This is a genomic window from Mesorhizobium sp. 2RAF45, assembly GCF_052115225.1.
Classification (GTDB): Bacteria; Pseudomonadota; Alphaproteobacteria; order Rhizobiales; family Rhizobiaceae; genus Mesorhizobium; species Mesorhizobium jarvisii.
The window spans coordinates 39,606-63,178 of sequence record NZ_JBFRGG010000003.1; the positions used below are offsets into that span (position 1 = coordinate 39,606).

Annotated in this window: 25 protein-coding genes; 11 read left to right on the top strand and 14 right to left on the bottom strand. The window is 64.7% G+C overall.

Going from position 1 to position 23,573, the window contains the following annotated elements:
- Nucleotides 1-18: 18 nt before the first annotated feature.
- Complete coding sequence (locus AB4Z43_RS09590; protein ID WP_202361211.1) at nucleotides 19-516, bottom strand: FxsA family protein; 498 nt, start codon at nucleotides 514-516, stop codon at nucleotides 19-21.
- Between the two features lie 207 nt (nucleotides 517-723).
- On the opposite strand from AB4Z43_RS09590, the gene AB4Z43_RS09595 reads away from it, so the two are divergent.
- From AB4Z43_RS09595 to AB4Z43_RS09610, 4 genes are all read left to right on the top strand, one after another.
- On the top strand, nucleotides 724-1,431 hold the full coding sequence (locus tag AB4Z43_RS09595) for a Tim44/TimA family putative adaptor protein (protein ID WP_019862226.1): 708 nt from the start codon (nucleotides 724-726) through the stop codon (nucleotides 1,429-1,431).
- 126 nt (nucleotides 1,432-1,557) lie between these two features.
- Nucleotides 1,558-2,658, top strand: coding sequence for a murein transglycosylase A (gene mltA, locus AB4Z43_RS09600; protein WP_441937144.1), 1,101 nt, complete (start codon nucleotides 1,558-1,560; stop codon nucleotides 2,656-2,658).
- The gene (locus AB4Z43_RS09605) at nucleotides 2,655-3,185 is read left to right on the top strand and encodes a Smr/MutS family protein (protein ID WP_019862228.1); all 531 of its coding nucleotides are present in this window, start codon (nucleotides 2,655-2,657) and stop codon (nucleotides 3,183-3,185) included. The genes mltA and AB4Z43_RS09605 overlap by 4 nt, the downstream gene beginning before the upstream one ends.
- Before the next feature lie 19 nt (nucleotides 3,186-3,204).
- The gene (locus tag AB4Z43_RS09610) at nucleotides 3,205-3,573 is read left to right on the top strand and encodes a helix-turn-helix domain-containing protein (protein WP_019862229.1); all 369 of its coding nucleotides are present in this window, start codon (nucleotides 3,205-3,207) and stop codon (nucleotides 3,571-3,573) included.
- A gap of 84 nt (nucleotides 3,574-3,657) precedes the next feature.
- On the opposite strand, the gene AB4Z43_RS09615 is transcribed toward AB4Z43_RS09610, so the two are convergent.
- The 4 genes from AB4Z43_RS09615 to AB4Z43_RS09630 form a co-directional block, all read right to left on the bottom strand.
- Nucleotides 3,658-3,900 carry a hypothetical protein gene (locus AB4Z43_RS09615; RefSeq protein ID WP_019862230.1) on the bottom strand — a complete coding sequence of 81 codons (243 nt, stop codon included), beginning with the start codon at nucleotides 3,898-3,900 and terminating at the stop codon, nucleotides 3,658-3,660.
- Between the two features lie 384 nt (nucleotides 3,901-4,284).
- A complete protein-coding gene (locus AB4Z43_RS09620; protein WP_038650891.1) occupies nucleotides 4,285-4,899 on the bottom strand; it encodes a transglutaminase-like cysteine peptidase in 615 nt (204 codons plus the stop codon).
- A gap of 158 nt (nucleotides 4,900-5,057) precedes the next feature.
- Entirely contained in the window at nucleotides 5,058-6,335 is a 1,278-nt protein-coding gene (locus AB4Z43_RS09625) for a polyhydroxyalkanoate depolymerase (protein ID WP_441937148.1), read from the bottom strand.
- Nucleotides 6,336-6,623: 288 nt separating this feature from the next.
- Nucleotides 6,624-6,989, bottom strand: a complete 366-nt coding sequence (locus tag AB4Z43_RS09630; RefSeq protein ID WP_019862233.1) for a septal ring lytic transglycosylase RlpA family protein — start codon at nucleotides 6,987-6,989, stop codon at nucleotides 6,624-6,626.
- 309 nt (nucleotides 6,990-7,298) lie between these two features.
- Between AB4Z43_RS09630 and AB4Z43_RS09635 the strand changes: the two genes are divergently transcribed.
- Nucleotides 7,299-7,475, top strand: a complete 177-nt coding sequence (locus tag AB4Z43_RS09635; RefSeq protein ID WP_010912525.1) for a hypothetical protein — start codon at nucleotides 7,299-7,301, stop codon at nucleotides 7,473-7,475.
- Nucleotides 7,476-7,563: 88 nt separating this feature from the next.
- Here the strand turns inward: AB4Z43_RS09635 and AB4Z43_RS09640 are convergent, their stop codons facing one another.
- From AB4Z43_RS09640 to AB4Z43_RS09660, 5 genes are all read right to left on the bottom strand, one after another.
- The gene (locus AB4Z43_RS09640) at nucleotides 7,564-8,361 is read right to left on the bottom strand and encodes an ATP-binding cassette domain-containing protein (RefSeq protein ID WP_441937150.1); all 798 of its coding nucleotides are present in this window, start codon (nucleotides 8,359-8,361) and stop codon (nucleotides 7,564-7,566) included.
- An 8-nt stretch (nucleotides 8,362-8,369) separates the two neighbouring features.
- Entirely contained in the window at nucleotides 8,370-9,146 is a 777-nt protein-coding gene (locus tag AB4Z43_RS09645) for an ABC transporter permease subunit (protein ID WP_441937152.1), read from the bottom strand.
- A complete protein-coding gene (gene ssuD / locus AB4Z43_RS09650) occupies nucleotides 9,143-10,300 on the bottom strand; it encodes an FMNH2-dependent alkanesulfonate monooxygenase (protein WP_441937746.1) in 1,158 nt (385 codons plus the stop codon). The genes AB4Z43_RS09645 and ssuD overlap by 4 nt, the downstream gene beginning before the upstream one ends.
- Nucleotides 10,301-10,392: 92 nt before the next feature.
- On the bottom strand, nucleotides 10,393-11,346 hold the full coding sequence (locus AB4Z43_RS09655) for a sulfonate ABC transporter substrate-binding protein (protein WP_441937154.1): 954 nt from the start codon (nucleotides 11,344-11,346) through the stop codon (nucleotides 10,393-10,395).
- A 229-nt stretch (nucleotides 11,347-11,575) separates the two neighbouring features.
- Nucleotides 11,576-12,613 (bottom strand): phosphatidylglycerol lysyltransferase domain-containing protein, encoded by a 1,038-nt coding sequence (locus AB4Z43_RS09660; RefSeq protein WP_441937156.1) that lies wholly within the window; start codon nucleotides 12,611-12,613, stop codon nucleotides 11,576-11,578.
- A gap of 405 nt (nucleotides 12,614-13,018) precedes the next feature.
- Here AB4Z43_RS09660 and AB4Z43_RS09665 point away from each other — a divergent pair, with 405 nt between their 5' ends.
- A complete protein-coding gene (locus AB4Z43_RS09665) occupies nucleotides 13,019-14,188 on the top strand; it encodes a flavin-containing monooxygenase (protein ID WP_038650896.1) in 1,170 nt (389 codons plus the stop codon).
- Nucleotides 14,189-14,261: 73 nt separating this feature from the next.
- Here AB4Z43_RS09665 and AB4Z43_RS09670 read toward each other — a convergent pair whose 3' ends face one another.
- Nucleotides 14,262-14,486: a hypothetical protein gene (locus tag AB4Z43_RS09670; protein ID WP_019862237.1), complete on the bottom strand. Its 225-nt coding sequence runs from the start codon at nucleotides 14,484-14,486 to the stop codon at nucleotides 14,262-14,264.
- Between the two features lie 259 nt (nucleotides 14,487-14,745).
- Nucleotides 14,746-16,749, bottom strand: coding sequence for a PhoX family protein (locus AB4Z43_RS09675; RefSeq protein WP_441937159.1), 2,004 nt, complete (start codon nucleotides 16,747-16,749; stop codon nucleotides 14,746-14,748).
- Between the two features lie 275 nt (nucleotides 16,750-17,024).
- Between AB4Z43_RS09675 and AB4Z43_RS09680 the strand changes: the two genes are divergently transcribed.
- Nucleotides 17,025-17,663 carry a hypothetical protein gene (locus AB4Z43_RS09680; RefSeq protein ID WP_441937161.1) on the top strand — a complete coding sequence of 213 codons (639 nt, stop codon included), beginning with the start codon at nucleotides 17,025-17,027 and terminating at the stop codon, nucleotides 17,661-17,663.
- 187 nt (nucleotides 17,664-17,850) lie between these two features.
- Here the strand turns inward: AB4Z43_RS09680 and AB4Z43_RS09685 are convergent, their stop codons facing one another.
- Nucleotides 17,851-18,513 carry a response regulator gene (locus AB4Z43_RS09685; protein WP_202361202.1) on the bottom strand — a complete coding sequence of 221 codons (663 nt, stop codon included), beginning with the start codon at nucleotides 18,511-18,513 and terminating at the stop codon, nucleotides 17,851-17,853.
- Entirely contained in the window at nucleotides 18,510-19,901 is a 1,392-nt protein-coding gene (locus tag AB4Z43_RS09690) for a sensor histidine kinase (protein WP_027047576.1), read from the bottom strand. The genes AB4Z43_RS09685 and AB4Z43_RS09690 overlap by 4 nt, the downstream gene beginning before the upstream one ends.
- A gap of 171 nt (nucleotides 19,902-20,072) precedes the next feature.
- Here AB4Z43_RS09690 and AB4Z43_RS09695 point away from each other — a divergent pair, with 171 nt between their 5' ends.
- The 4 genes from AB4Z43_RS09695 (at nucleotide 20,073) to AB4Z43_RS09710 (ending at nucleotide 23,566) form a co-directional block, all read left to right on the top strand.
- Nucleotides 20,073-20,411, top strand: coding sequence for a hypothetical protein (locus AB4Z43_RS09695; RefSeq protein ID WP_019862242.1), 339 nt, complete (start codon nucleotides 20,073-20,075; stop codon nucleotides 20,409-20,411).
- Nucleotides 20,412-20,439: 28 nt separating this feature from the next.
- Nucleotides 20,440-21,150 (top strand): phosphatase PAP2 family protein, encoded by a 711-nt coding sequence (locus AB4Z43_RS09700; protein ID WP_064982293.1) that lies wholly within the window; start codon nucleotides 20,440-20,442, stop codon nucleotides 21,148-21,150.
- A 295-nt stretch (nucleotides 21,151-21,445) separates the two neighbouring features.
- Nucleotides 21,446-21,724 carry a helix-turn-helix domain-containing protein gene (locus AB4Z43_RS09705; protein WP_010912541.1) on the top strand — a complete coding sequence of 93 codons (279 nt, stop codon included), beginning with the start codon at nucleotides 21,446-21,448 and terminating at the stop codon, nucleotides 21,722-21,724.
- 66 nt (nucleotides 21,725-21,790) lie between these two features.
- A complete protein-coding gene (locus AB4Z43_RS09710; protein ID WP_441937165.1) occupies nucleotides 21,791-23,566 on the top strand; it encodes a SulP family inorganic anion transporter in 1,776 nt (591 codons plus the stop codon).
- The last annotated feature ends 7 nt before the right edge of the window (nucleotides 23,567-23,573 follow it).

The following is a 23,573-nucleotide window of genomic DNA, read 5'->3' on the forward strand; positions in this document are numbered from 1 at the left end:
CTGAATATCGGTGCAGTCTCAGTCGTCCTTCAGCCGCCGCCACGGCGAATTATGATCCGGGCCGCGCTTGAAATCGTCCTCGCGCGAATAGTCGCCGTCGTCGAGGTCGATGACCCTGTCGCGCGACCGGCGAAAACCGCCGGCCGAGAAATCGGTGGCGACGACGATGCGGCCCTTGAACCGGCGCCAGGCAAGGTCGCGCACCGGCGGCAGGAACAGGAGCAGGCCGATGATGTCGGTGATGAAGCCGGGGATGATCAGCAGGATCGCGGCGACCACGATCATGGCGCCGTGGGCGAGGTGGCGGCTGGGATCATGGCCGGCGTCCATCTCGGCGCGCACCCGCGCCATGACGCCGAACCCTTGGTGGCGGAGCAACAGCACCCCGGCGATGCTCGAGGCCAGCACCAGGCCGACCGTCGCCAGCGCGCCGACCTCACGGCCGACGATGACGAAACCGGCGATTTCCATGAGCGGCAGGGCGAGAAGAAAAAGGGGAAGCAGCGAAATGCGCAAGTCTTGCCAACCTTGTTGGTCGTTTCGATTGTTTTGGCCCCTGGCGGCCAATCGCCGCTGGCACTGAGGCTGTTAGATAGGTATGCCTGCCTTTAATTTGAATGATTGCACCTTGCGTTCTATATGCTTTGAATGTTGAACGCTATGCGACCGCGGCCTGTTGGCCGGATGGTCCGGCCTAGAGGCAGGGATTGATTGGCGGAAGATATGGGCTTCTTCGACTTCGGCACGATTTTCTTCCTGATCGCGGCGGTGGTGATCTTCTTCCAGCTGCGCAACGTGCTGGGCCGTCGGACCGGTAGCGAGCGGCCGCCCTTCGACCCCTACTCGGCGGCGCGCACCGACAAGGACGCCACGCAGAAGCCCGAAAATGTCGTTTCGCTGCCGCGCAAGCGTTTGCCCGGCGAGCCGGCGCCGGCCGACGCCTATACGGCGATCGACGCCTTCGCCAAGCCCGACACCGATCTCAACAAGGGCCTGCGCGCGATCAAGGACAATGACCCGTCCTTCGACCCGAAGGGGTTCATCGACGGCGCCAAGATGGCCTATGAGATGATCGTCATGGCCTATGCCGATGGCGACCGCAAAACGCTGAAGAACCTGTTGTCGCGCGAGGTGTTCGACGGTTTCGTCGCCGCAATCGGCGAGCGCGAGGCCAAGTCGGAAAAGATCCAGTCCTCCTTCGTCGGCATCGACAAGGCCGATATCGTCTCGGCCGAGATGAAGGGCGGCGAGGCGCATGTGACGCTGCGCATCATCAGCGAGCTGATTTCGGCGACGCGCGACAAGGCCGGCACGGTGATCGACGGCGATCCGGAAACCGTGGCCGAGGTCAAGGATGTCTGGACCTTCGCCCGCGACACGCGCTCGCGCGATCCGAACTGGAAGCTCGTCGCCACCGAAGAAGAAGACTGAGCCCCGATGCATGTCGCCCAAAGGTGCGAAGCGGTTTTGGGACAACGACTTGCAGCAAAATCAAGACTCCAAGCGCGTCGCATGACCCTCTTCAAACACGACGCGCTTTAAAGCGACGGGGCTCCGGTGTCGCTATCGCCTCTCTTCATCGAAAAATCCTTCGACGATCTGCCTGGCTGGGGCGATGACGACGCTGTGCCGGCCTTCGCCGCGTTTCGCCGTTCCGCCTTCCATGCGCCGGTAAAACCCTATCGCAGCGGCGCGCTCGGCGTCGATTTTGGCGCCTTCACGGCGGCTTATGCGGAGGCGCGCGGCGCTTCGCCTGCGACCCGAGCGGAAGCCCGCGCCTTCTTCGAGCGCCATTTTGTCCCCATGCTGGTCCGCCCCGAGAGCGGCGCCGGCCTCGTCACCGGCTTCTACGAGCCGCAGGTCGAGGCCTCGCCGGTGCGCACGGAGCGCTTCGTCGTGCCGCTGCTGTCGCGGCCGGCCGATCTCGTCGATGTCGACGACGCCAACCGGCCCGCCGGGATGGATCCCTACCTCGCCTTCGCGCGCCGGACGACGGATGGACTGGCCGAGTATTTCGACCGTGGCGCTATCGAGCGCGGGGCGCTTGCCGGCCAAGGGCTGGAGATCGCCTGGCTGGCCGACAAGGTCGACGCCTTCTTCATCCATGTGCAGGGCGCGGCACGGCTCGCCATGACCGACGGCCGGCTGCGCCGCGTCACCTACGCTGCCAAGTCGGGCCAGCGTTTCACAGGACCCGGCAAGGTACTGAGCGAGCTCGGCGAAATCCCGCTGGCGCAGGTGACGATGCAGTCGATCCGCGCCTGGTTCAAGGCACATCCGCGGCGCATCGACGAGATCCTGTGGCAGAACCGCTCCTACATCTTCTTCCGCGAGGCCGATGTCGAGGACGCCGCGCTCGGCCCGATCGCCGCCGCCAAGGTGCCGCTGACGCCGGGCCGCTCGGTCGCGGTCGACCGGCTGCTGCACACATTCGGCACGCCCTTCTACATCGACGCGCCGACGCTGACCGCCTTCGACGCAAAACCGTTCCGCCGCCTGATGATCGCGCAGGACACCGGCTCGGCCATCATCGGCCCGGCGCGCGGCGACCTCTTCGCCGGCTCGGGCGATGCCGCCGGCGAGATCGCCGGCGTGGTGCGCAACGCCGCCGATTTCTATGCGCTGGTGCCCCGCGCGCTGGCCGGGGGCGCCAAATGAGCAAGCGCCCGGACAGGCTGAGCGAAGACGACCGGGTGCTGTGGAACCTGGTGGCGCGCACGGCCAAGCCGCTCAAGGGCAGGGCCTCGGTCGACATTCCCGACATGGCCATCGAGGCCAAGCCGGCGGCGCCGCAGGCGGCCCAGCCCGCCGCCAATGCGGCGGGCGCGGCGAAGCCGAAGGTGCAGCATGTCACCCATCGCCTCGACGAGCCGACGCTGGACAAATTGTCGAAAGGCCGGCTGCCGATCGAGGGCCGCGTCGACCTGCATGGCATGACACAGGACGAGGCCTATTCGCTGCTGTTCTCGTTCCTGCACCGGGCGCATGCCGGCGGCATCCGCTATGTCCTGGTCATTACCGGCAAGGGGTCGTCCTCCGGCGGCGACGGCGTGCTGCGGCGCGCGGTGCCCGCCTGGCTGTCGACGCCGGCCTTCCGGCCGCTGGTCTCCAGCCACGACCATGCCGCACGCAACCATGGCGGCGCGGGCGCGCTCTATATCAGGCTGCGGCGGGCACGCTCATGAGGGCTGGAGGGCAGGCCGCATGACGCCGTTCGGCGAGAGGCTGCGGGCGCTGCGGCGCGAGCGCGGCGTCAGCCAGAAGGACATGGCCGCGGCAATCGGCGTCAGCGCCGCCTACCTCTCGGCGCTCGAGCATGGCAGGCGCGGCGCGCCGACCTGGACGCTGATCCAGAAGATCATCGGCTATTTCAACATCATCTGGGACGATGCCGAGGAGCTGGCGCGGCTGGCCGAAGCCTCGCACCCGCGTGTTCGGCTAGACACGTCGGGTCTCAATCCCGCCGCCACCGAGCTCGCCAATCTCCTGGCCGAGAACATCGAGAAGCTCGACGAAGCGGAGCTGCGCCGCATCACCGCCTCGATCCGCGCCGCGCTTGGCCGGCTGAAGTAGCAGGTTTTACCCGGATTTCGCGACGGCCTGCCGGAGCGCAAAACAGGGCCCGCCGGCGGCAGCCGGCGGGCCACTGTGGCGGGATCAGGGCTTGCCGGCCGTGCTGCCATTGGGGTTGCCGCCCTTGGTGCCGGGGTCGCCATGGTCGTGGCCATTGTTGCCGCCGCCCAGGCAGTCCGACGCGCCGGCAGTGCCGCAACAACGGCCGGCCCAGAGATCATTGAGGTTGGTGTGGACGCAGCTGACCGTCTGGTCGGCCATTGCGGATCCGCCCAGGGCCGACACGGCAGCGAAGGCGAGAAGGGTGTTGCGCAGGAAAGCAGTCATTTGAAGTCTCCATGGTTGGGTTTTCGTCGTTCACGGCTGTGTGTCGCCGGGCGGACGGAAATGGTTCATGGAGAGGTGTGGAAATTTTTCGGGAGGGATGCGTGAGGTGGGTGGCTGTCTATGTTGGCGCCGCCCTCATCCGCCTGCCGGCACCTTCTTCCCGTATAGTTACTGGGAGGAACAGCCGCGCGGTTGACGCTGTCTTGCGGCGTTGGTGATTGGCGAAAGCGGCGATGACAGCATCTTCTCCCCGTCACTATACGGGGAGAAATGCCCGGCAGGGCAATGAGGGGCGGCGCTGACCTCTGCTATTTGACTACAATGGCCGCAGCGCCCATGGGACTCGCAAGAACGGCCGCGCCTCTAAAACCGCAGCCGCAGCCCCTACTCCACCGACCCGACCAGCACCTGCTGGCCACCGCGAATGGAGACCCAGCGGCCGGTGTTGTCGATCGCCTGCCGCTTGAGGAAGCGGTAGCCGGTCTGGTCCCAGGCCTTGACCTTGTCGGTCAGATTGTCGAGCACGTAGTCGCCCTTGTCGGTGCGCACCGTCAGCACGGAATGGCCTTCGCCGTCGGGCTTGCGCACCACGGTGATGAGCAGGTCGGCCAGCGAGATGCCCATGTGGGACAGCCGGCGGCGCTTTTCCAGAACATAGTCCTCGCAGTCGCCGACGCCCTTGTCGGGATAGGCCCAGACCTCGTCCTTGCCGTAAATGTCCATGTCGCTCATCGGCTTGACGGCGGCATTGACCCTGGCGGTGACGCTAGCGAGCTTGCTCATCAGCCCATTGGTCATCCTGGCCGGCGCCAGGTTGCTCGGACGGATCGAGCATTCGCCCGGGTGCTGCTTGCAGAAATCATAGTGGCCGATCGGCTGCGAGGTGATGCCCCCGGTCGCCATCGCTCCGGCAGCCATTGCCGGCCAGCTTCCCGTGGCTGCCAGACCGGCCGCAGCCACGCACAAACGCAGCCTTCTCGCCATTGTTGAGGAATTCATTGTCCCCGCTCACCCTGTTATTAACGAAACGTTAAGGGCGATTGACAGTCCGTGTCAATTACGACGACGGACTGATTTGCGGCATGGTTACCCGCGGGCAGGGACAGCGTCTATTGTGCAACAGAATCGGCCCTGCAGCCGATCTGTCCCGGAATGGCCTACCGCTTGGCGGTGCGGACCAGTTTCGGCTTCACCGCGACGCGGTTCTGGCGGCCATAGCTGGTGATGAAGTCGACGATGCGCGGCACGATTTCGGAGCGGAAGCGCGAGCCGTTGAAGACGCCGTAATGGCCGACCGCCGGCTGCATGTAATGCGCCTTCTTGTCGGCCGGAATGTTGACGCACAGATCCTGCGCCGCCTTGGTCTGGCCGAGGCCCGATATGTCGTCATTCTCGCCCTCGACCGTGAACAAGGCGACGTTGCGGATATCAGACGGATCGATCCTGGTGCCGCGATGCATCATCTCACCTTTCGGCAGGGCATGGCGCACGAACACGGTGTCGACGGTCTGCAGGTAGAATTCCGCCGTCAGGTCCATGACGGCCAGGTACTCGTCATAGAAGTCGCGGTGCTTCTCGGCATTGTCGCCGTCATGCTTCACAAGGTGCATGAAGAAGTCCTTGTGGGCGATGATGTGTCGGTCGAGATTCATGCTCATGAAGCCCGACAGCTGCAGGAAGCCCGGATAGACCTCGCGGCCGAAGCCCGGCACCGGCCAGGGCGCTCGCATGATGACATTGTCGCGGAACCAGTCGATGCCCTTTTCCCCGGCCAGGAGATTGACCGCGGTCGGGTTGCGGCGCGTGTCGATCGGGCCGCCCATCAGCGTCATGGTCGAGGGCACGAAGGGATCGCCCTTCGCCTCCATCAGCGCCACCGCCGCCAGGACCGGCACGGAAGGCTGGCACACCGCCATCACATGGGTGTCGGGACCCAGCGTGTGGAACATGTCGACGATATAGTCGATATAGTCGTCGAGATCGAAGCTGCCGTCGGCCAGCGGCACCATGCGGGCGTCGACCCAGTCGGTGATGTGGACTTCGGCATGGGGCAGCATTGCTTCCACCGTGCCGCGCAGCAGCGTCGCATAGTGGCCCGACATCGGAGCCACGATCAGCAGCTTCGGATCCGGCTTGCGGCCGGCCGGCACGGCGCGTTCGAAGCGGACGAGATTGCAGAAGGGCTTCGACCAGACGGTCTTTTCGGTGACCGCGACGCTCTTCCAGTCGACGACGGTCTTGTCGAGGCCGAAGGAGGGCTTGCCGTAGCGGCGCGTGGTGCGCTCGAACAGTTCGGCGCCCGCCGCGATCGAACGGCCCCAGGGCGTGTGCGAGACCGGGTTCAGCGGGTTGGAATAGAACATCCGCACCGCATCGGCATAGAGCCGGGCCGGCTGCAGCGCTGCATGGTTCAATTCGTAGAGCTGGTAGAACATCGACAACCCCGCTGCTGCTGCGACCGAAGGGACGACGAGCAGCGCCGAGCCTCAAATGTCTCGTGGCGAAGTTAACAACTAATTGCTGCGATGCAATACGTCACGTGGCGTGACCAATGGTTCTTTCGTCCAAAGCGCTGCAAATCCGCCTGGGACGGCCGAGCCGGCTCAATGTGCAGTGCCGAAATGTGTAGGAAATGTGTCCGGCCCTGCTGCCGGACACCAGACCATGATCCCGAAAAGTGGTTCCGGTTTTCGGAAGAAGATCATGGTCCAGGGAAAATCATATCAAACGCGCGCCATGCAGACCGAGGTATGGCCGGAACCGATGAAGCCGAGCTGGCCGGCGGCGCCCTTCGACAGGTCGAGCACGCGACCCCGGATGAACGGGCCGCGATCGTTGATGCGCACGACGACGCTGCGGCCATTGTTCTGGTTGGTGACCCGCAATTTGGTGCCGAACGGCAGCGTGCGGTGGGCGGCGGTCAACGCCGACGGGTTCATGCGCTCGCCCGATGCGGTGCGCGAGTGCAGCGCGTACCAGGAAGCACGGCCACACTGGCCGGCGGCGGTTGCCGAAGTGGCCGAAGCGCCGACCATCAGGCCAGCAGCGATCGTTACCGCGACAAGCGCGGTCTGGTTTAGGGTCTTCATATTTGAGGGGTGGCTCCGTTTTTGACAGACCCCAGCCGTTAGGTGCCGAATAAGGCAGGAAATGCGGCAAGCATCTGTCCGTTCCGTGGCGAGATCACACGTTTGGAGTCAGAAGGTAACAGTCTGTCAGGGATTTTCCGGCGCGATTTGATTCATTTCCGATGATCTTCGGGCCGATATGCGAGATGTCTTTGACAAGATATCGGATAAATATCCAAGTAGAATCCGACGTGATTGGGGGCCTTCCTTTGGCTCTTTCATCACGCTCACTGCGCGGCAAACGATCGACTTGAAAAGCGAGATCCGTCAATGAGACTGACCAAAAACCTGCTGGCCTTGATTGTGCTGGCTGTCGGCGCGGTGTGGGCGCTGCAAGGCATCGGCGTGATCGGCGGCAGCTTCATGACCGGCCAGTCGCAATGGCTTTATATCGGTCTAGTCGCCATGCTGCTCGGCCTGGCCGGGCTGGTGTGGGCGAACCGGTAGGGGTGATGAGTGGCGCTAGACTGCGTTGCAGAACGAGCGTGGGCGCTGTCGCGCCGCCGTCTCGAGGTTCGCGCCGCCCCCGACACCCCTAACCGAACAGCCGGTCCAGGATCGTGCCTTCGAGGCGGGCGAGCTCGGCGGAGCCGCGCCGGCGCGGCCGGGCCACCGGCACCTCCAGGTCGAGCGCGATCCTGCCGGCGCTGATCACCACCACCCGGTCGGCGAGGGCGACCGCCTCGGCGACATCATGCGTGACCAGAACGGCGGTGAATTTCTGGGCGAGCCAGATGCGTTCCAGCAATTGCTGCATCTCGATGCGGGTCAGCGCGTCGAGCGCGCCGAGCGGCTCGTCGAGCGCCAGGATCTGCGGCTGGCCGACCAGCGCGCGGGCCAGCGCCACGCGCTGCTTCTGGCCGCCGGACAGCACCGAGGGCCATTCGTCGGCGCGGTCGGCCAGGCCAACCTCGCCCAGAATGTCGAGCGCGCGTTGCCTTGCGTCCTGGCCGGCAGCGATGCCGGTCAGCCCGACCTCGACATTTTTCACGACACTCGCCCAGGGCAGCAGGCGCGGCTCCTGGAACATGAAGCGCGTGCGGCTGTGGCCCTCTTCCTCGGCGCCCAGCGTCAGCGATCCCGATGTCGGCCGGTCGAGCCCGGCCAGCAGCCTGAGCAGCGTGCTCTTGCCGCAGCCGCTCTTGCCGATGACGGCGACGAATTGCCCGGCCGGCACATCAAGGTCGATGTCGTCGAGCACGATCTTGTCGCCGAAGCGTTTTTCCACGCCCTTGAAGGCGAAGGCGCGGCGTCCTTCGACAGAAATCGTCGGGCGCGCCGGCACTGGTGCTGCGACAAAAGAACGGACGGAGGTCAGGCTGGCGGCTGGCATCGAAAACCTCATCCGTTATGGAAGGCGGGATGCCAGCCGAGCGACAACCGCTCGAGCAGGCGGGCGAGGCTATCGGCGAGCTTGCCGAGCAGCGCATAGATCAGGATCGACAGCACGACGACATCGATCAGCAGGAATTCGCGCGCCTGCATGGCCATGTAGCCGAGGCCGGAACTGGCCGAGATGGTTTCGGCGACGATCAGCGTCAGCCACATAATGCCCAAGGCATAGCGCAGGCCGACGAAGATCGCCGGCAGCGCGCCGGGCAGGATGACGCGGAAGAACAGGGCGCGCCGGTCCATGCCGTAGACGCGGCCCATCTCGACCAACTGCGGATCGACGCTCTGTATGCCGAGCAGCGTGTTGACGTAGATCGGAAAGAAAACGCCGAGCGCCACCAGGAACAGTTTTGCTTCCTCGTCGATGCCAAACCACAGTATGACGAGCGGAATCAGCGCCAGATGCGGGATGTTGCGGATCATCTGCAGCGTGGTGTCGGTCAGGCCGCGGCTGAGCCGCGACAGCCCGTTGGCAAGGCCGAGCGCGAAGCCGATCGAGCCGCCGACGGCAAAGCCGGCAAGCGCGCGTGCCGTGGAAACGCCGATGTTGCGGATCAGTTCACCCGAAAGCGTCAGCCGCCAGAAGGCCTCGGCGACAGCACTTGGCGCCGGCAGCACATTGGCCGGCACGACGCCCGCGCGCGATGCGGCTTCCCAGCCGGCGATCACCAGCACCGGCAGCACCCAGCCGATGGCATTTGCGTGGAGGCGCGCGGAAAAGCTCATGAGGAGGCCTGCAGGCGAGCGGGGCCATGGAAGCCGACCGAGAATTCGTTGGCGATGTCGCGATGCGCCCGCTGCCGCCTGGTGCCGAGCCCGAGACGCGGGAACAGGAGCTCGGCGACGCGGTAGGCTTCCTCGAGATGCGGGTAGCCGGAGCCGATGATGGTGTCGATGCCGGTCGCCTGGTATTCGCGGATGCGCTGCGTGACCTGCTCCGGCGTGCCGACAAGGGCGGTGCCGGCGCCGCCGCGCACCAGGCCGACGCCGGCCCACAGATTGGGCGAAACGACGAGCCTGTCGCGGCGGCCGCCATGCAGTTCGGCCATGCGGCGCTGGCCGACCGAGTCCATCTGGTTGAGGAAGCGGGCCTGCGCATTCTCGATCTGGGCGTCGGTGACATGGCGGATCAGCCGGTCGGCGGCGCGCCATGCTTCGTCCTCGGTTTCGCGCACGATGAAATGCAGCCGGATGCCGAAGCGCAGTTTCCTGCCGCGCAGCGCCGCCTTTTTGCGCGCGGAAGCGAGCTTTGCCGCCACCTGTGCCGGCGGCTCGCCCCAGGTCAGGTACATGTCGACGAGGTCGGCCGCGAGATCCTGGCCGGCGTCGGACGATCCACCGAAATAGAGCGTTGGCCGCTCTTGGCTTGGCAGAAGGTCGAGGCGGCCATTTTCGACGCGGTAATATTTGCCGTCGAAATTGACGCGCTCGCCCGAGACGAGGCCGCGCCAGATGGTCAGGAATTCATGCGCCTGGGCATAGCGCTCATCATGCGGCAGGAAGACGCCGTCGCCGGCGAGCTCGGTCGGATTGCCGCCGACCACGACATTGAGCAGCAGGCGGCCATTGCTCAGCCGGTCGAGTGCCGCGGTCTGCCGCGCGGCGAAGGTCGGAAGGGTCACGCCGGGCCGCAGCGCCACTAGGAATTTAAGTCTTTCGGTCAGCGTCGCCAGGCCCGTTGCGGTGATCCATGAATCCTCGCAATTCTGTCCGGTTGGCAGCAGCACGCCCGGAAAACCGAGCCTGTCGACCGCCTGTGCGATCTCCTTGAAATAGCCGAACTCCGGCGGTCGCTGTTGCTCCTCGGAACCGAGATAGGAGCCGTCGCCATGCGTCGGGATGAACCAGAAGAAATCGAGCGGGTTGGCTGGAGCGGTCATGTCTGGCGCGGTCACGTGCGGATCTCCCTGGATACACAGGCACAAACGGCAACAGCGCCGGGCGGTCTCACCCGGCGCCGCGAGACAAAAGATCAGTTGCCTGGCGCGGTCCACACGGCGTCTGAGATGCGGACCGCTTTCGGGATCAGGCCGAGCTTGTAGAAGCGGTCGGCGGTCGCCTGCTGGCTGGCGACGATCTCGTCGGTAATCGGAAAGATGCCGAATTTGCTGCGGTTGGCGGCGATGGTCTGGGCGTCGAGCGGCACACCGGTCACCTCATGCAGCGCCTCGGCCACCTTGTCGCGGTTCTGGTCGGCCCATTTCGCCGCTTCGCCGAGAGCGGCGATGGTGGTGGTGATGATTTCGGGATGCGCCTTGGCGAAATCCTTGTTGGCGAGGAAATAGGTGTTGACCTTGAGCACCTCGCTGGAGCGGGCCAGCACACGCGGCTGGTAGCGTGTTTCGGCGATGGCGAAGAACGGATCCCAGACCGCCCAGGCGTCGATCTGGTCGCTGGCGAAGGCGGCGGCCGCATCGGCGGGGCTGAGATAGATCGGCGTGATCTGGTCGAAGGGAACGCCGGCCTTTTCCAGCGCGGCGACGAGCAGATTATGCGCAGAGGTGCCCTTGCCGACGCCGACGCGCTTGCCCTTGAGGTCGGCGACAGACTGGACCGGCGAGGCCGGCTTGACGAAGATCGCCTCGCCATCGCCATTGGACGGCAATGCCGCCGCATAGACGATGTTGGCGCCGGCCGACTGGCCGAAGATAGGCGGGGAGTCGCCGGTCCAGCCGACGTCGATGGCGCCGACATTGAGCGCCTCGACCAGTGGCGGGCCAGCGGTGAATTCCACCCACTTGACGGTGACGCCCTTGTCGGCGAGCGCTTTCTCGATCACCTGCTGCTGCCGGGCGATCACCGGCAGGCCGGTCTTTTGGTAGCCGATGTTGAGCTGCTTCAGCTCCTGCGCGGCGGCGCCGAACGACAGGCCGACGGTCGCGGCGAGCAGGCCGATGCCGAAAACGCGTCTCGTCAGATTGAACATGATCCCTCTCCTTGGCTGCGGATCGGCGCCGGGAAACGCCCTCGCCGGTTGGGACAAGGCTAGGTAGTTCTATAAATTTAGTAGAGGAATGATTTTGCGAATTGGCGCAAAGGTGCGGAAGTATCTTCCACGACAACCCGGCATTCGTCATTCGAGGGCAAGGCAAGGGGCGGAGCGACGGCGCAGGGATGACGAATGAAAAGGCTTTGGCCAGGACCGCGCCGGGTCCCTAGATTGCTTTCACCAGCCGCAGCAGGCCCAGCATCTCGATATAGGTCCCCTTGCGGAAAGCGATGTAGACCGGCTCTTCCATGCCATGGAAGCGGCGCTTGAATGCCGCCTGGCCCTGCAGGTTGAACCTGCGGCGGTTGACCCATGGCGAAGAGTAGGCGCGCTGAAAAGTGTTGCGCCAGAAATCGCTTTCGGCAAATCCGCTGGGGGTGACGTCGAGAAGCGGCGACAGGCCGAGCGTGACCGCCGAAATGCCCTCTTCGCGAAACCGGCCGACAGCGAATTTGGTCAGGCCGATCTCGGCGTGCGGCGAGGCATCGATGTGCTTGCGCTTGAAGGCGGTGGTGTAGCCGATGACCTTGCCGTCGCGAAACAACGGATCGAAATCGAGCAGCGCGATGAGTTCGCCATCGGGGCCATGCAGGACGAAGCGGCGCATGTCGGTGCCGAGCTGATCGTAGAATGGGCGGTTGAGAAAACCCATCTCCCAGCGCTTGACTATGCGGTCGCCGCGCCAGTTCTCGGACAGCCGGGCGATTTCGTCGAGGAATACCGTCCGCTTGTCTTCCTCGAACGAAAAGCCCTTCTTCAAGAGCCAGCGCTCGGAATAGCGCACGGTCTCGTTGCGCTTGCCGGAAAAGTCATGCTCGGGCAGGGCGAGGCGGGTGTCGATGCCCAGCCGGTTGACCTTGTAGCCGAGCCCGGCCAGCACGCGCGCGGTCTCCTCGCCAACCTGCACGAACCACGGGTCGCCGGCGGTCTCGACGAAGCGCCTGATATAGTCGGGCCGCCGGGCCGGCGCCGCCACCGGGTCGCCAAGCGCGAAATGATGCTTCATCTTGGTGCCGAAGGCGATGTAGCCGTCGGCGTCGCCAAAATAGGAAAGCTTGCGCTGTACGGCAGTCGAATAGGCGAGCGAGAAGTCGCCATGGCGACGGACCATCGCCAGGCGTTCGACATGCGTCAATGCCTGGCGCTCGACCCTGGGCGAGGCACCCTCGAGGATTTTGTCGAAATAGATCCGCAAGGAGGGCATGGTCCGGATTCCGCGTGCCGTCTGTGGCGCGACGTGCCTTTCGGCACGCCAGACGCACCACGGCGCCTTGATTTTTCACGGGAAGCCGAAATCGCTTCGGTTTCGAATTCCTGCGTCGGTAACGAGATCCGCCAGCCCCTCGGAACTCGAATCAATCACATTGCCGCGACCTGATTATCGCCGATGCCGCTGATATGCCATATAGGGCTGCATGGTTTCGGACGGAAGCGGGGCATTCCGTTCCATGTCGTTGGTTTAGCCGCATTTGCGCGACGGGAGTTGTTTGCGCCCTGGCGGCGCAAGGCACTTGAGCGCACCGATCCGCTGTTGGGTTTGCGCGCGATCAAACGGTTACAGCGTCCTGCGAGCTTGTAGGGCGGGCGGTTGAATGGATTTTGAGAGCGAATGGCAGATACGACAACCAGATCGAAGGTGGAGCAGGTGGCGGCGATCGAGCCGGCGATTGTCATTGGCGCCGGCGCCGCCGGACTGGCTGTCGCGCAGGCCCTGATCAAGGCCGACGTGCCGGTGGCGATCCTGGAACAGGAGAGCCGGCTGGCCGAACCCTGGCATCGGCGGCACCAGCAGCTGCATCTCAACACCCATCGCGATCTCTCGGCGCTGCCCGGCCTTTCCTTTCCCGGGGGTACGCCAGCCTTTCCACCCAAGAGCGTCGTCATCCGCCATATGAACGATTTCCGCGAGGCGAACCAGTTGCCTGTGGAGTTCGGCGTTGCCGTCGAGACCCTCGTGTTCAAGGGCGACCATTGGCTGGTGCGCACCAGCGCCGGCTCGCGTCTGGCGCGTCATGTCATCGTCGCCACCGGTCGTGACAAGGAGCCCTTCACGCCGCAGTGGGTGGGCATGCAGGCCTTCGCGGGCCGGATCATCCATTCGGCGGATTTTGGCGACGCCAAGTCCTATGCCGGCAAGAAGGTGCTGGTCGTCGGCGCCGGCAATTCGGGCTTCGATGCCCTCAATCATCTGGCCGGCGTGGATACGGCTTCTCTCTGGCTGTCGGCCCGTAATGGCCCCGCGCTTCTGCCCAAGCGGATCGGCAAGATCGCCGTGCACCGGCTTTCGCCGCTCATGGCGCGCTTGCCGCTGCGCGTTGCCGATGCGGTGATGGCCGCGACGCAGCGGCTGGTTTTCGGCGATCTCACCAAATTCGGCATGCCGCCCGCGCCGTCGGGCGGCGCCAGCCGCCTGGCCTCGGACTACACCGCGATTGCTGCGGATGACGGTGCCGTCGACGCCATAAAGTCTGGCAAGATTACCGTGGTGCCGGCGATACGGGAATTCACCCGCGATGGCGTGATCCTGGCCAATGGTCGCCTGATCGATCCCGATATCGTCATTGCCGCCACGGGCTACCGCACCGGGCTGGAGCGCATGGTCGGCGATCTCGGCGTGCTCGACGGCAAGGGTGTCCCGCTCTTCAACGGCGGTGAAGCCGACCCGAAACTGCCCGGCCTGTGGTTCACCGGTATGCGGCCGAGCATTCGTGGCTGCTTCGCCAATGCCGCCATTTTGGGCAAGGCGATCGCCAGGCGGATCGCCGGCGCGGGCCGCTAGCGCAATTCCGGGAAGTGTGAGCGCTTTCCCTTGGGAATTGCGTCGAAACAAAGAGCTCTAGCGACCTGACGCCTCACGCCGATTTCGGCTCGAGCCGGCGGAAGCCGACGGCTTGCATCAGCATCTCCTCGTCGACCATGCCGGCATTGTGCAGCGCGAGCAGGGTGAGCGCGATCTCGCGTGCTTCCGGCGAATCGGGCTGAGCTGTGCGCCGCAGGCAGACTTCGTCAAAGACGCGCTGCAGCCTGGCGATGTCGCCGGGCTTGAGCAGGCCCCGGTCATAGACTGACTTCGACATGGTGGCGGGCTCCAGGAAACGACCCAATGCATCTCGCCCAAAAGCGGCTCCGGTTTTGGGAGTACGACATGCACAAGACAAAGACCTAACGCGCGTCGCACGAATCCGTTTCGACGCGCGTTAGGGCGCCACCAGTAAATTGCCGATCTTTCCCGAGGCTTGAACCTTGGCGATTGGCGGAAACATCCATCGACGTTGGGGAGGCGGTCCGGCACGCAGCGCTCGGTCAAATCCCCTGCGTGCTCCAGCCGCCTGATTATCACACCGCGATCTTGCCGCCGCCTTGCCTGGTGATGGCGACGACCGACGGCCGCACCGGCATTTCGGACTTGAAGTCCGGCCAGCGCGTCGATGGATCCTCATAGTAGGACGGCCGGCCGAAGCCTTCCCAATCCTCGCCGCCATCGCCCGGATGCTGGACGGCAACGAAGGCGGTCCGGTCGTCGGGCGCAAACAGCGGGCCGCACATTTCCGCGCCGATCGGCACGCGGAAGAACAGTTTTGAAGTTGCCCGCGCAGCCCCCTCGGTGTCGACCGCCCACAAGCCATCGGTGCGGCCGGTGGCCTTCGGGCCCTGGCCGTCGGTAGCGACCCACAGGCGCCCGGCCGAATCGACCGCGCAATTGTCGGGCATGCCGAACCAGCCATGGGCCGTCGTCGCCGTCGAGAAGGTGGCGCCGACATCGGCAACCGACGGATCGCCGCATTTCAAAAGCACTTCCCATTTGCCCTTGGCGGCGGTGAAATCACCGTCGGTCTCGGTGATCTCGATAATGTGGCCGAAGGCATTCTCGGCGCGCGGATTGGCGGCATCGACCTGGTCGGCCTTGCGCTTCGAATTGTTGGTCAGCATGACATAGACCTTGCCGTTGACACCATTGGGCTGGATGTCCTCGGGCCGGTCCATCTTGGTGGCGCCAAGCAGATCGGCGGCGCGCCGCGTCTCGATCAGCACGTCGGCCTGGCTGCCAAAGCCGTTTTCCGCCGTCAGCGGCCCCTGGCCGAAGACGATCGGCAGCCAGTCGACCGTGCCGTCCTCGGCGAATTTGGCGACATGCAGCGTGCCCTCGTCGAGCAGGTCCTTGTTGGCGGCATGGTCGTTGGCGGTGAACGTGCCCTTGGTGACGAATTTGTAGACATAGTCGAAGCGCTCGTCGTCGCCGAGATAGAAGACGACGCGACCGTCCTTGGCGACAATGGACTCGGCGCCCTCATGCTTGAAGCGGCCCATGGCGGTGCGCTTCCTCGGCGTCGAATTCGGATCGTTGACGTCGACCTCGACGATCCAGCCGAAGCGATTGGGTTCGTGCGGCTCCTTGGCGAGGTTGAAGCGGTCGTAATGCGCGCCCCATTCATAGGCACCTTCCGGAATGCCGAGCCGCTTGTAGTTGGCGGCTTCCTTGTGGCCCTCGGGCAATTCGCCGGAGAAATAGCCGTGGATGTTCTCCTCGGCCATCACATAGGTGCCCCAAGGGGTGACGCCGCCGGCGCAATTGTTGAAAGTGCCGAACACTTTCGTGCCGGACGGGTCGGCATTGGTCTTGACGCGGTCGTGGCCGGCGACCGGGCCCGACAGCGCCATTTCGGTGGTGGCGGTGATGCGGCGGTTGAGCTTGCCGTCCCGCACCACTTGCCATTTGCCTGACACCTTGCGGATTTCGACGATGGTGCCGCCATGCGCCGCCATCTCGACATCGACCTGCTCCTTCGAGAGCGGCGCGACCTCGGCCTTCTTCTTCCCGTCCTTCTCGACGATCGAGACGATGCCCGGAAACATCAGATGCGGGTTGGTGTATTCGTGGTTGACGACGAGCAGGCCGTGCTCGGCCGAGCCGTCGATCGCGATGTAGCCGACATAGTCGTTGTTGTAGCCAAACTGTCTGGCCTGCGCCTCGGCCGACTGTTTCGTCGGGTCGAACTGCGGCGAATCGGCAAACAACGGATCGCCCCAGCGCAACAGCACGTCGGCGTCGTAGCCCGGCGCGACATGATGCTTGTCGTCTATCCCGGCCTCGAGCTCGTCGAATTTGAAGGCGGAGCCTTCCGCGGCGCGGGCATCGTCGGCGGCGATCATGGCCAGCGGGCCGACGGTCGCGGCGATCGCCGAGACGGCGAGCGATCCCTTCAGGAATCCCCGGCGCGAGAACCGCGCGGCGATGATCTCGCCCATGGTGCGGTTGTCGGTGGGGTTGGTGGCCGGTCCTTCGTTTTCCTCGAGCAGGCTGGTGCGGAATCGGGCGTCGGGAGAGCGATGTTCGGTCACGAAGGGCCTCTGGCTTTGGAGTGGCTGGATCTTTTTTGTCGCCTTTCGACCCCTACAGCCAACTGATCACATTTTCGTGACATCATACCTGCTCCGCCGCTCCACGCGAGGTGGTTGTCACCGTGACATCGGACTTTAGTCCAACCTTGCGCTTGCAAAAGTCCTGGAGGACAAACGCAACGGTCGGAGGTCGCTTCCGGCCAATACATCTTTCGGCGATGTTGCTGGTTGCAACCTTGGGGGTGGGCGCGCCGGCTCAATCGACGGAGATCAGGATGCACGGATCGATCACGGCCCGGTGCCGCCGGCTGACGCTCGTTTCGGCGGCTGCTCTGGCGCTGACCATCATTCCCTATCGAATTGCCCTGCACGGCTCCGCCCCCGGAATCGACGCCGCATCAGCACAGGCCGCCAATGGCGGCAATGGTGGCGGCAACGGTGGCGGTGGCAATGGCGGCAACGGCGGCGGCGGCGGTGGCAACGGCGGTAATGGCGGCAACAGCGGCGGCGGTAACGGTGGCAACAGCGGCGGCGGTAACGGCGGTAACAGCAGCGGCGGTAACGGCGGTAACAGCAGCGGCGGTAACGGCGGCAACAGCAGCGGCGGTAACAGCGGCAACAGCAGCGGCGGTAACAGCGGCAACGGAAATGGAAACGGCGGCAATTCCGGAACGGATGGCAGTGGTGACAACTCGGCATCCGGCAAGGGACAGAGCGACAAAGGCGTCAGCCATGTCAACGCCGCGACCGGTGACAAGGTCTCGGTGAGCGGCAACAACATCACGGTCACACATCCCGACGGCATCACCGAAAAGATCGAAAACGGCCGTTTCAAAATGAAGGATGCGCTGGGTCGCACGATCATCGACCGCCGGGCCACGCCGGCCGATGTCAGCCGTCTAAAGGCCTTGTGAAACTGGCTAGCAGGCAACGGCCGGTTTCACACGTCACCTCCGCCGCCCCCGGCGGAGGTGATCTTCCCTTGTCCGGCCCTTGCGCGGGTCCGCAATGGCCTGACTGTTTGTTTTGCCGCGATTCCCAAGGGAAAAGCGCCATGCGCTTTGCCCGGGAAACCCGTTTCACACTTTTCCTGGAATTGCTCTAAGAGCGGTTTCTGTCCCGGTCGCGGAACTCGCGCACCATGAGAGCCGCTTCCGTGCGGTTTCGCACATTGAGTTTGGACAGCACCCCGGTCATGTGGTGCTTGACCGTCTTCTCCTGCAGCTCCAGGCGCAAGGCAACCTCCTTGTTGCTGAGCCCCTCCGCCACCAGCCGCAGGATTTCCGTCTGCCGTTCAGTCAGTTGCCGCAACCGGTCCGCCACGCCGTTGGCAGGTTGCGGGGACTGGAGATCGGAAAGCAGCCGTGCCGACAGCGTCGGCGTAAGGTAGCCCTCGCCGGCAGCCACATTGCGCAGGATGTCGGCGAGCGCGCGCGATCCGACGCCCTTGAGGATATAGCCCTGCACGCCTGCGTTCAGCGCCGTGGTTACATCGGCATTGGTCTCCGAAACCGTGAGCATGACGATCTTCTGGGCAGGATGGTCGGCGAGGATGCTGACAACCGCGGACAGGCCGCCGCCCGGCATGGAGATGTCGAGCAGCAATATGTCAGGCTGCACCGTCGAGGCGATGCGTTCGGCATCCTGCGCTGTCGCGCCTTCGCCGACGATCTCGAAACCTCCGATCTCCGACAGGCTGCGCGTCACGCCTTCGCGAAACAGCGGATGATCGTCGACAATAGCGATGCGGATAGCGCCAATCATGCTTGCTCCTCGATCGAAAGACTGATCACCAATCGCGTGCCTTGCGCTCCGGTCAAGGTCTCGAACTGGCCGCCAATGCTTTCGACCCGCTCCCTGAGGCCGGCGAGCCCCAACCCGTCGACCCGCGCCGGATCAAAACCCGGCCCGCCGTCCGACACTTCGACAAAAAGCCTGCCATTCTTCATCCCGGCCCGCACCGTCTGATCCTTGGCCCGCCCGTGGCGATAGGCATTGTTCAGCCCTTCCTGCACGAAACGATAGATGCTGATCTTTTCGGAAGTGCCGAGCTCAGGCAAATGCCTGGGTAGCGTGAGCAGCACGGACGTTCCCGTCCGGTGCTGATGTTCGTCGACCGCCATCCGCAATATGTCCGTTGCCGCGGCAGTTTCGATCTGCGGCAAGACGAGACCGGTGCAGATACCGCGAATTTCGCGCATCGCATCCTCCAGCGTCTTGCGGATCATCGCGACCTCGGTCGCGCGGTTTTCGCCCCAATGGCCGTCGCCGGAGAATACCGGGCTGTCCATGCGCAGCGCCGCCAGGGCCACGAGTTGCGCCGGTCCGTCATGCAGGTCGGCACCGATCCGGCGCAAATATCGTTCGTTGAGCGCGGTGGCGCGGCGGGACGCCCTCTGCACACGCTGCCGCAAGGCGCTGTTTTGCGTCACCAGGCCTTGCAACTCCGACACCTGGCGGCGCAGCGCCCCGCGCTGATCGTCGATGGTGCGGCTGGCGCGCAGCACGATGCTCGACAGGAGCAGAAAAGCCGTCAGGGTGGTGCCGGCCACGATCAGCCAGCTCGACAGCAGGGCAGAGGCCAGCGTGGCCTTGAAATCAGTGGCGACCTCGAAGAATTCGGTGACGGCCACCACCTCGCCCGACCAGGGTTCGCGCACGGGATTGTAGATCTCCAGCAATGGCACGCCCGCGGCCTGCTCCTTGCTTTCGGTTTCGTCGAACGTATCGAATTGGGCGGTGACGTTGCCCTGAAAGGCGGACCGCAGATCGTCGGTCAGATCAAAGCGGCGGCCGATCAAAGTTGCATCTTTCGCGTAGAGCACGGTGCCGTCCCGGCGCCAGAGCCTGAACGAGACCAGGCGCTTGCCGAGCGCGCCCTGGCCGAGCGTCTCGTCGAGCGCCTGCTTGACGGACTCGCTGAGCTCCTCGCTCTTGCGCAGGTCCGGCAGCAGCGGCGCGATCACGCTGTCGACATAGAGCGCCGTCGTGGCTGCCGAATTGCGGGTGACGCCGTCCCGGATCTGCGACGTCACCCAGGCACCCACCACCAGCATGACGGCCAGCAGGCCAAAGCCGCCGGCAACGAGGAATTGCAGGGCAAGCGAAAGCTCGCTCCAGCGCCGCGCCAAATTCTGCAGAATGCGAATCATGATCCCCTGACCGCCCTTCCATCGAACAGCTGGGCGACATCGCACATTGAGCCTCAGTCTTGCCGTTGCCAAGACCCTGTCGTTAGAACGAGGTCGCTTGACGTCTCGAGGCGCTTCGGAAACAAGGTCCGCGGCACATGCGGCGGCAGCCGCTTCGAGGGGGATGGGACGTTGAGTTTTTCGGGACTGCTGCAGCTTGGCTTTTCGACGGTGATCTTCCTTTTGGCGGCGACCGCCGCCAAGCAATGGGGACTGGCGCCGAGCCTCGGCAAGATCCTGTTGACGCTCGCGCTCTATTCGCTGGGCAATCTGATCATGCTGCGGCTGATCCGCGAATTCGGCATGTCGGTGTCGTTCAGCCTCTCGGCGGTCATCCAGCTTGTCTCGGTCAACGTCGTGGCGCTGGTGTTCTTCGGCGAGCGCGTCAACGCGCTGCAGGCCACCGGCATCGTGCTGGCGATCGCCGCAGTGGCGCTGATCACGCTTGGGCCCTATCTGCAGGGGCGTTGATCGAGATGAAGATTGCGACACCGGCCCGATGAAAGACACCGCAAGCACCCTGCTCAACCGCATCGAATTCCCGGTGCTGCTGGCCGGCCTGGTCATCGCCGGCGGCCTGTGGGGCTTCGTGGAGCTCATGGAGGTGGCGCGGGCAACCGCGTCGCACGCCTTCGACACCGAAATCCTGCTTGCCTTCCGCCAGGTTGGCCAACCGGCAATCCCGATCGGCCCATCGTGGCTGGAAGGCGCGATGCGCGACATCACCAGCCTCGGCAGCGCCAGCGTGCTGGTGCTGATCACGACGGCAACGATCCTCTATTTGCTGTTGATCCGCCGGCCGGGGACGGCACTTCTCATCTTCGTCGCCGTGGCCGGCGGCCAGGTGCTGTCGAGCCTGCTGAAGGTCGGCGTCGACCGGCCGCGGCCCGAGCTCGTTTCGCATCTGGTCAGCGAGACGTCGCTTTCCTTCCCAAGCGGCCACGCCATGCTGTCGGCGGTGACCTATCTCACGCTTGGTTCGCTCGCGGCGCGCTTCCTGCATGGCAGGGCGACGAAGATCTACGTCTTGTCGCTGGCCGTGCTGACGACGGTGCTGGTCGGCGTCAGCCGCATCTATCTCGGCGTCCACTGGCCGTCGGATGTGCTGGCCGGCTGGTGCGCGGGCTTCGCCTGGGCGATGCTGTGCTGGCTGGTGGCGCGTGTGTTGCAGCGCCGCAAGGTGGTGAGCGACGATGCCGATGGCGCCTGACCGCACCCTCGGGCTTGCGCTCAGATCAAGCGGTTGATGAGGTGTCCACCACAGCCTGCCAGAGCCAGAACCATCGAAAGCAGGCATGCGGATGTCATCAAGGTCTTGAAAATATTCACCGCGTTACCCCCTGCCCAGATGGGCAGCACCCTAGCCTGCAATCCTCGGGAAGTATCGGAAAAAATGGACAATCAGGCGAAGGCGCTTACGCCTCAGACATTCATATTGATGCTTGAAACATCATGACAATGGTATTATACCTTATTCCTGCAGACTCAGACATGGGGTCCGGCCGATGATCACTGCCGCGCAGATGCGTGCCGCAAGGGCCTTGGCCGGCATCGACCAGAAGACGCTCGCCGAACGCGCAGGCGTTTCGCTTCCGACCATCCAGCGCATGGAAGCGAGCGATGGCGTGGTCCGGGGCGTGGTCGATACGCTGATGAAGGTCATCCAGGCGCTCGACGAGGCCGGGGTGGAGTTGATCGGCGAGAACCAGGCCAGCGAGCGCGGCGGCAGGGGCGTGCGCCTCAAACCCGCCGTGCCGCCAGATCCCAGGGCTGAGCCGGCATAAGTCGCGACGGCGACCGCCGACATTCCTGCCGACGATCCCGCCGCCTTCATGTGCGGAAGGCAGTCCATGGATCAGACACGGCAGGCAGTGCATCAATCGACCCAAAGGTCGGCCCACAAATCGACTCGTGGGTCGGCCCAAGGGTCGGCCCAAGGGTCGGCAAGCCCGACATTTGCCGAATTGTTCACGCCCAAACTGGTGACGGTCTGGCGCGAAGGTTACCACCTGCCGCAGTTCAAGGCCGACTTCATGGCCGGGCTGACCGTCGCCATCGTGGCGCTGCCGCTGTCGATGGCGATTGCGATCGCCTCCGGCGTGACGCCGGAGCGCGGCCTGTTCACAGCCATCGTCGGCGGCTTCATCATCTCGGCATTCGGCGGCAGCCGCTTCCAGATCGGCGGGCCGGCCGGAGCCTTCATCGTGCTGGTGGCGGCGACCGTCCAGCGCGAAGGTGTCGATGGATTGCTTCTGGCAACGATGATGGCCGGCGTGTTCCTGCTCGCCATCGGCTATCTCAGGCTTGGCACCTACATCAAATTCATCCCCTATCCGGTGACGGTCGGCTTCACCGCCGGCATTGCGATCATCATCTTCTCCGGCCAGATCGTCGAATTGTTCGGGCTTAAGCTTGCGGGGCCGGAGCCGGGGCCGCTGCTGCCGAAATTGATGGCGATCGGGCAGGCGGCCGGCACGGTAAACATCTCGGCGACGCTGGTGGCGGTGCTGACCATCGTCACCATTGTCGCGGTGAAGCGCTGGCGGCCGGGCTGGCCGGGCATGCTGATCGCCGTCGGACTTGCCTCGCTGGTGGTGGCGCTGCTGGCGTTGCCGGCTGAAACCATCGGCACGCGCTATGGCGGCATTCCCCGCAGCCTGCCGTTTCCGACGCTGCCGACGCTCAGCATGGGCAAGATCGTCGCGGTGCTGCCGGACGCCATTGCCTTTGCCCTGCTCGGCGCCATCGAATCGTTGCTGTCGGCCGTGGTTGCCGACGGCATGACCGGCCGGCGGCACCGTTCCAACTGCGAGCTGGTGGCGCAGGGTTTCGCCAACACCGCATCCGCATTGTTCGGCGGCATCTGCGTCACCGGCACCATCGCCCGCACCGCCACCAATGTGCGGGCCGGCGCGCATGGGCCGGTCTCGGGCATGCTGCATTCACTGTTCCTGCTGGTCTTCATGCTGGTGGCCGCGCCGCTGGCCAGCTACATCCCGCTTGCCGCGCTTGCCGGCGTGCTGGCGGTGGTCTGCTGGAACATGTTCGAGAAACAGGCCTTCGCGACGCTGTTGCGCGCCTCGCGCGGCGACGCGCTGGTGCTGATGGCGACCTTCCTGATCGTCGTCTTCCGCGACCTGACCGAAGGCATCGTCGTCGGTTTCGCGCTGGGCTCGATCCTGTTCATCGACCGCATGGCCAAGTCGATCGCTGTCGAGGCGGATCTGGTGCAGGACGATGTCGCCGACAGCAGCGGTCGCGCCTATGATGCCAGCGAGGCGAGCGACGTCGACACCGTCGTCTACCGCATCTCGGGCGCCTTCTTCTTCGGCGCCGCTTCCACCGTCGGCGGCGTGCTCGACCGCATTGCCGACCAGCGTAAGAATTTCATCCTCGACTGCTCGGCGGTGCCTTTCTTCGATTCGACGGCCGCCAATGTCATCGAAAGCGCGGCCCACAAGGCCAGGCGCGCCGGTGTGCGCTTCATCATATCGGGTGCCTCTCCGCAGATACGGCGCACCCTGATCAACCACGGCGTCAAGCGGCCGCTGGTGACCTATGCCGCTTCGATCAGCGATGCGCGGGCGCAACTGACGGTTCCGCCGGCGGTTGATGCCACGCAATAGGCAGCCT

What these genes read in the sequence shown, in the direction of transcription:
- AB4Z43_RS09595 (WP_019862226.1), top strand. Translation starts at nt 724, where the DNA reads ATGGGCTTCTTCGACTTCGGCACGATTTTCTTCCTGATCGCGGCGGTG.
- AB4Z43_RS09605 (WP_019862228.1), top strand. Translation starts at nt 2,655, where the DNA reads ATGAGCAAGCGCCCGGACAGGCTGAGCGAAGACGACCGGGTGCTGTGG.
- AB4Z43_RS09610 (WP_019862229.1), top strand. Translation starts at nt 3,205, where the DNA reads ATGACGCCGTTCGGCGAGAGGCTGCGGGCGCTGCGGCGCGAGCGCGGC.
- AB4Z43_RS09615 (WP_019862230.1), bottom strand. Translation starts at nt 3,900, where the DNA reads ATGACTGCTTTCCTGCGCAACACCCTTCTCGCCTTCGCTGCCGTGTCG.
- AB4Z43_RS09620 (WP_038650891.1), bottom strand. Translation starts at nt 4,899, where the DNA reads ATGAATTCCTCAACAATGGCGAGAAGGCTGCGTTTGTGCGTGGCTGCG.
- AB4Z43_RS09625 (WP_441937148.1), bottom strand. Translation starts at nt 6,335, where the DNA reads ATGTTCTACCAGCTCTACGAATTGAACCATGCAGCGCTGCAGCCGGCC.
- AB4Z43_RS09630 (WP_019862233.1), bottom strand. Translation starts at nt 6,989, where the DNA reads ATGAAGACCCTAAACCAGACCGCGCTTGTCGCGGTAACGATCGCTGCT.
- AB4Z43_RS09635 (WP_010912525.1), top strand. Translation starts at nt 7,299, where the DNA reads ATGAGACTGACCAAAAACCTGCTGGCCTTGATTGTGCTGGCTGTCGGC.
- AB4Z43_RS09640 (WP_441937150.1), bottom strand. Translation starts at nt 8,361, where the DNA reads ATGCCAGCCGCCAGCCTGACCTCCGTCCGTTCTTTTGTCGCAGCACCA.
- AB4Z43_RS09645 (WP_441937152.1), bottom strand. Translation starts at nt 9,146, where the DNA reads ATGAGCTTTTCCGCGCGCCTCCACGCAAATGCCATCGGCTGGGTGCTG.
- ssuD (WP_441937746.1), bottom strand. Translation starts at nt 10,300, where the DNA reads ATGACCGCTCCAGCCAACCCGCTCGATTTCTTCTGGTTCATCCCGACG.
- AB4Z43_RS09655 (WP_441937154.1), bottom strand. Translation starts at nt 11,346, where the DNA reads ATGTTCAATCTGACGAGACGCGTTTTCGGCATCGGCCTGCTCGCCGCG.
- AB4Z43_RS09660 (WP_441937156.1), bottom strand. Translation starts at nt 12,613, where the DNA reads ATGCCCTCCTTGCGGATCTATTTCGACAAAATCCTCGAGGGTGCCTCG.
- AB4Z43_RS09665 (WP_038650896.1), top strand. Translation starts at nt 13,019, where the DNA reads ATGGCAGATACGACAACCAGATCGAAGGTGGAGCAGGTGGCGGCGATC.
- AB4Z43_RS09670 (WP_019862237.1), bottom strand. Translation starts at nt 14,486, where the DNA reads ATGTCGAAGTCAGTCTATGACCGGGGCCTGCTCAAGCCCGGCGACATC.
- AB4Z43_RS09680 (WP_441937161.1), top strand. Translation starts at nt 17,025, where the DNA reads ATGCACGGATCGATCACGGCCCGGTGCCGCCGGCTGACGCTCGTTTCG.
- AB4Z43_RS09685 (WP_202361202.1), bottom strand. Translation starts at nt 18,513, where the DNA reads ATGATTGGCGCTATCCGCATCGCTATTGTCGACGATCATCCGCTGTTT.
- AB4Z43_RS09690 (WP_027047576.1), bottom strand. Translation starts at nt 19,901, where the DNA reads ATGATTCGCATTCTGCAGAATTTGGCGCGGCGCTGGAGCGAGCTTTCG.
- AB4Z43_RS09700 (WP_064982293.1), top strand. Translation starts at nt 20,440, where the DNA reads ATGAAAGACACCGCAAGCACCCTGCTCAACCGCATCGAATTCCCGGTG.
- AB4Z43_RS09705 (WP_010912541.1), top strand. Translation starts at nt 21,446, where the DNA reads ATGATCACTGCCGCGCAGATGCGTGCCGCAAGGGCCTTGGCCGGCATC.
- AB4Z43_RS09710 (WP_441937165.1), top strand. Translation starts at nt 21,791, where the DNA reads ATGGATCAGACACGGCAGGCAGTGCATCAATCGACCCAAAGGTCGGCC.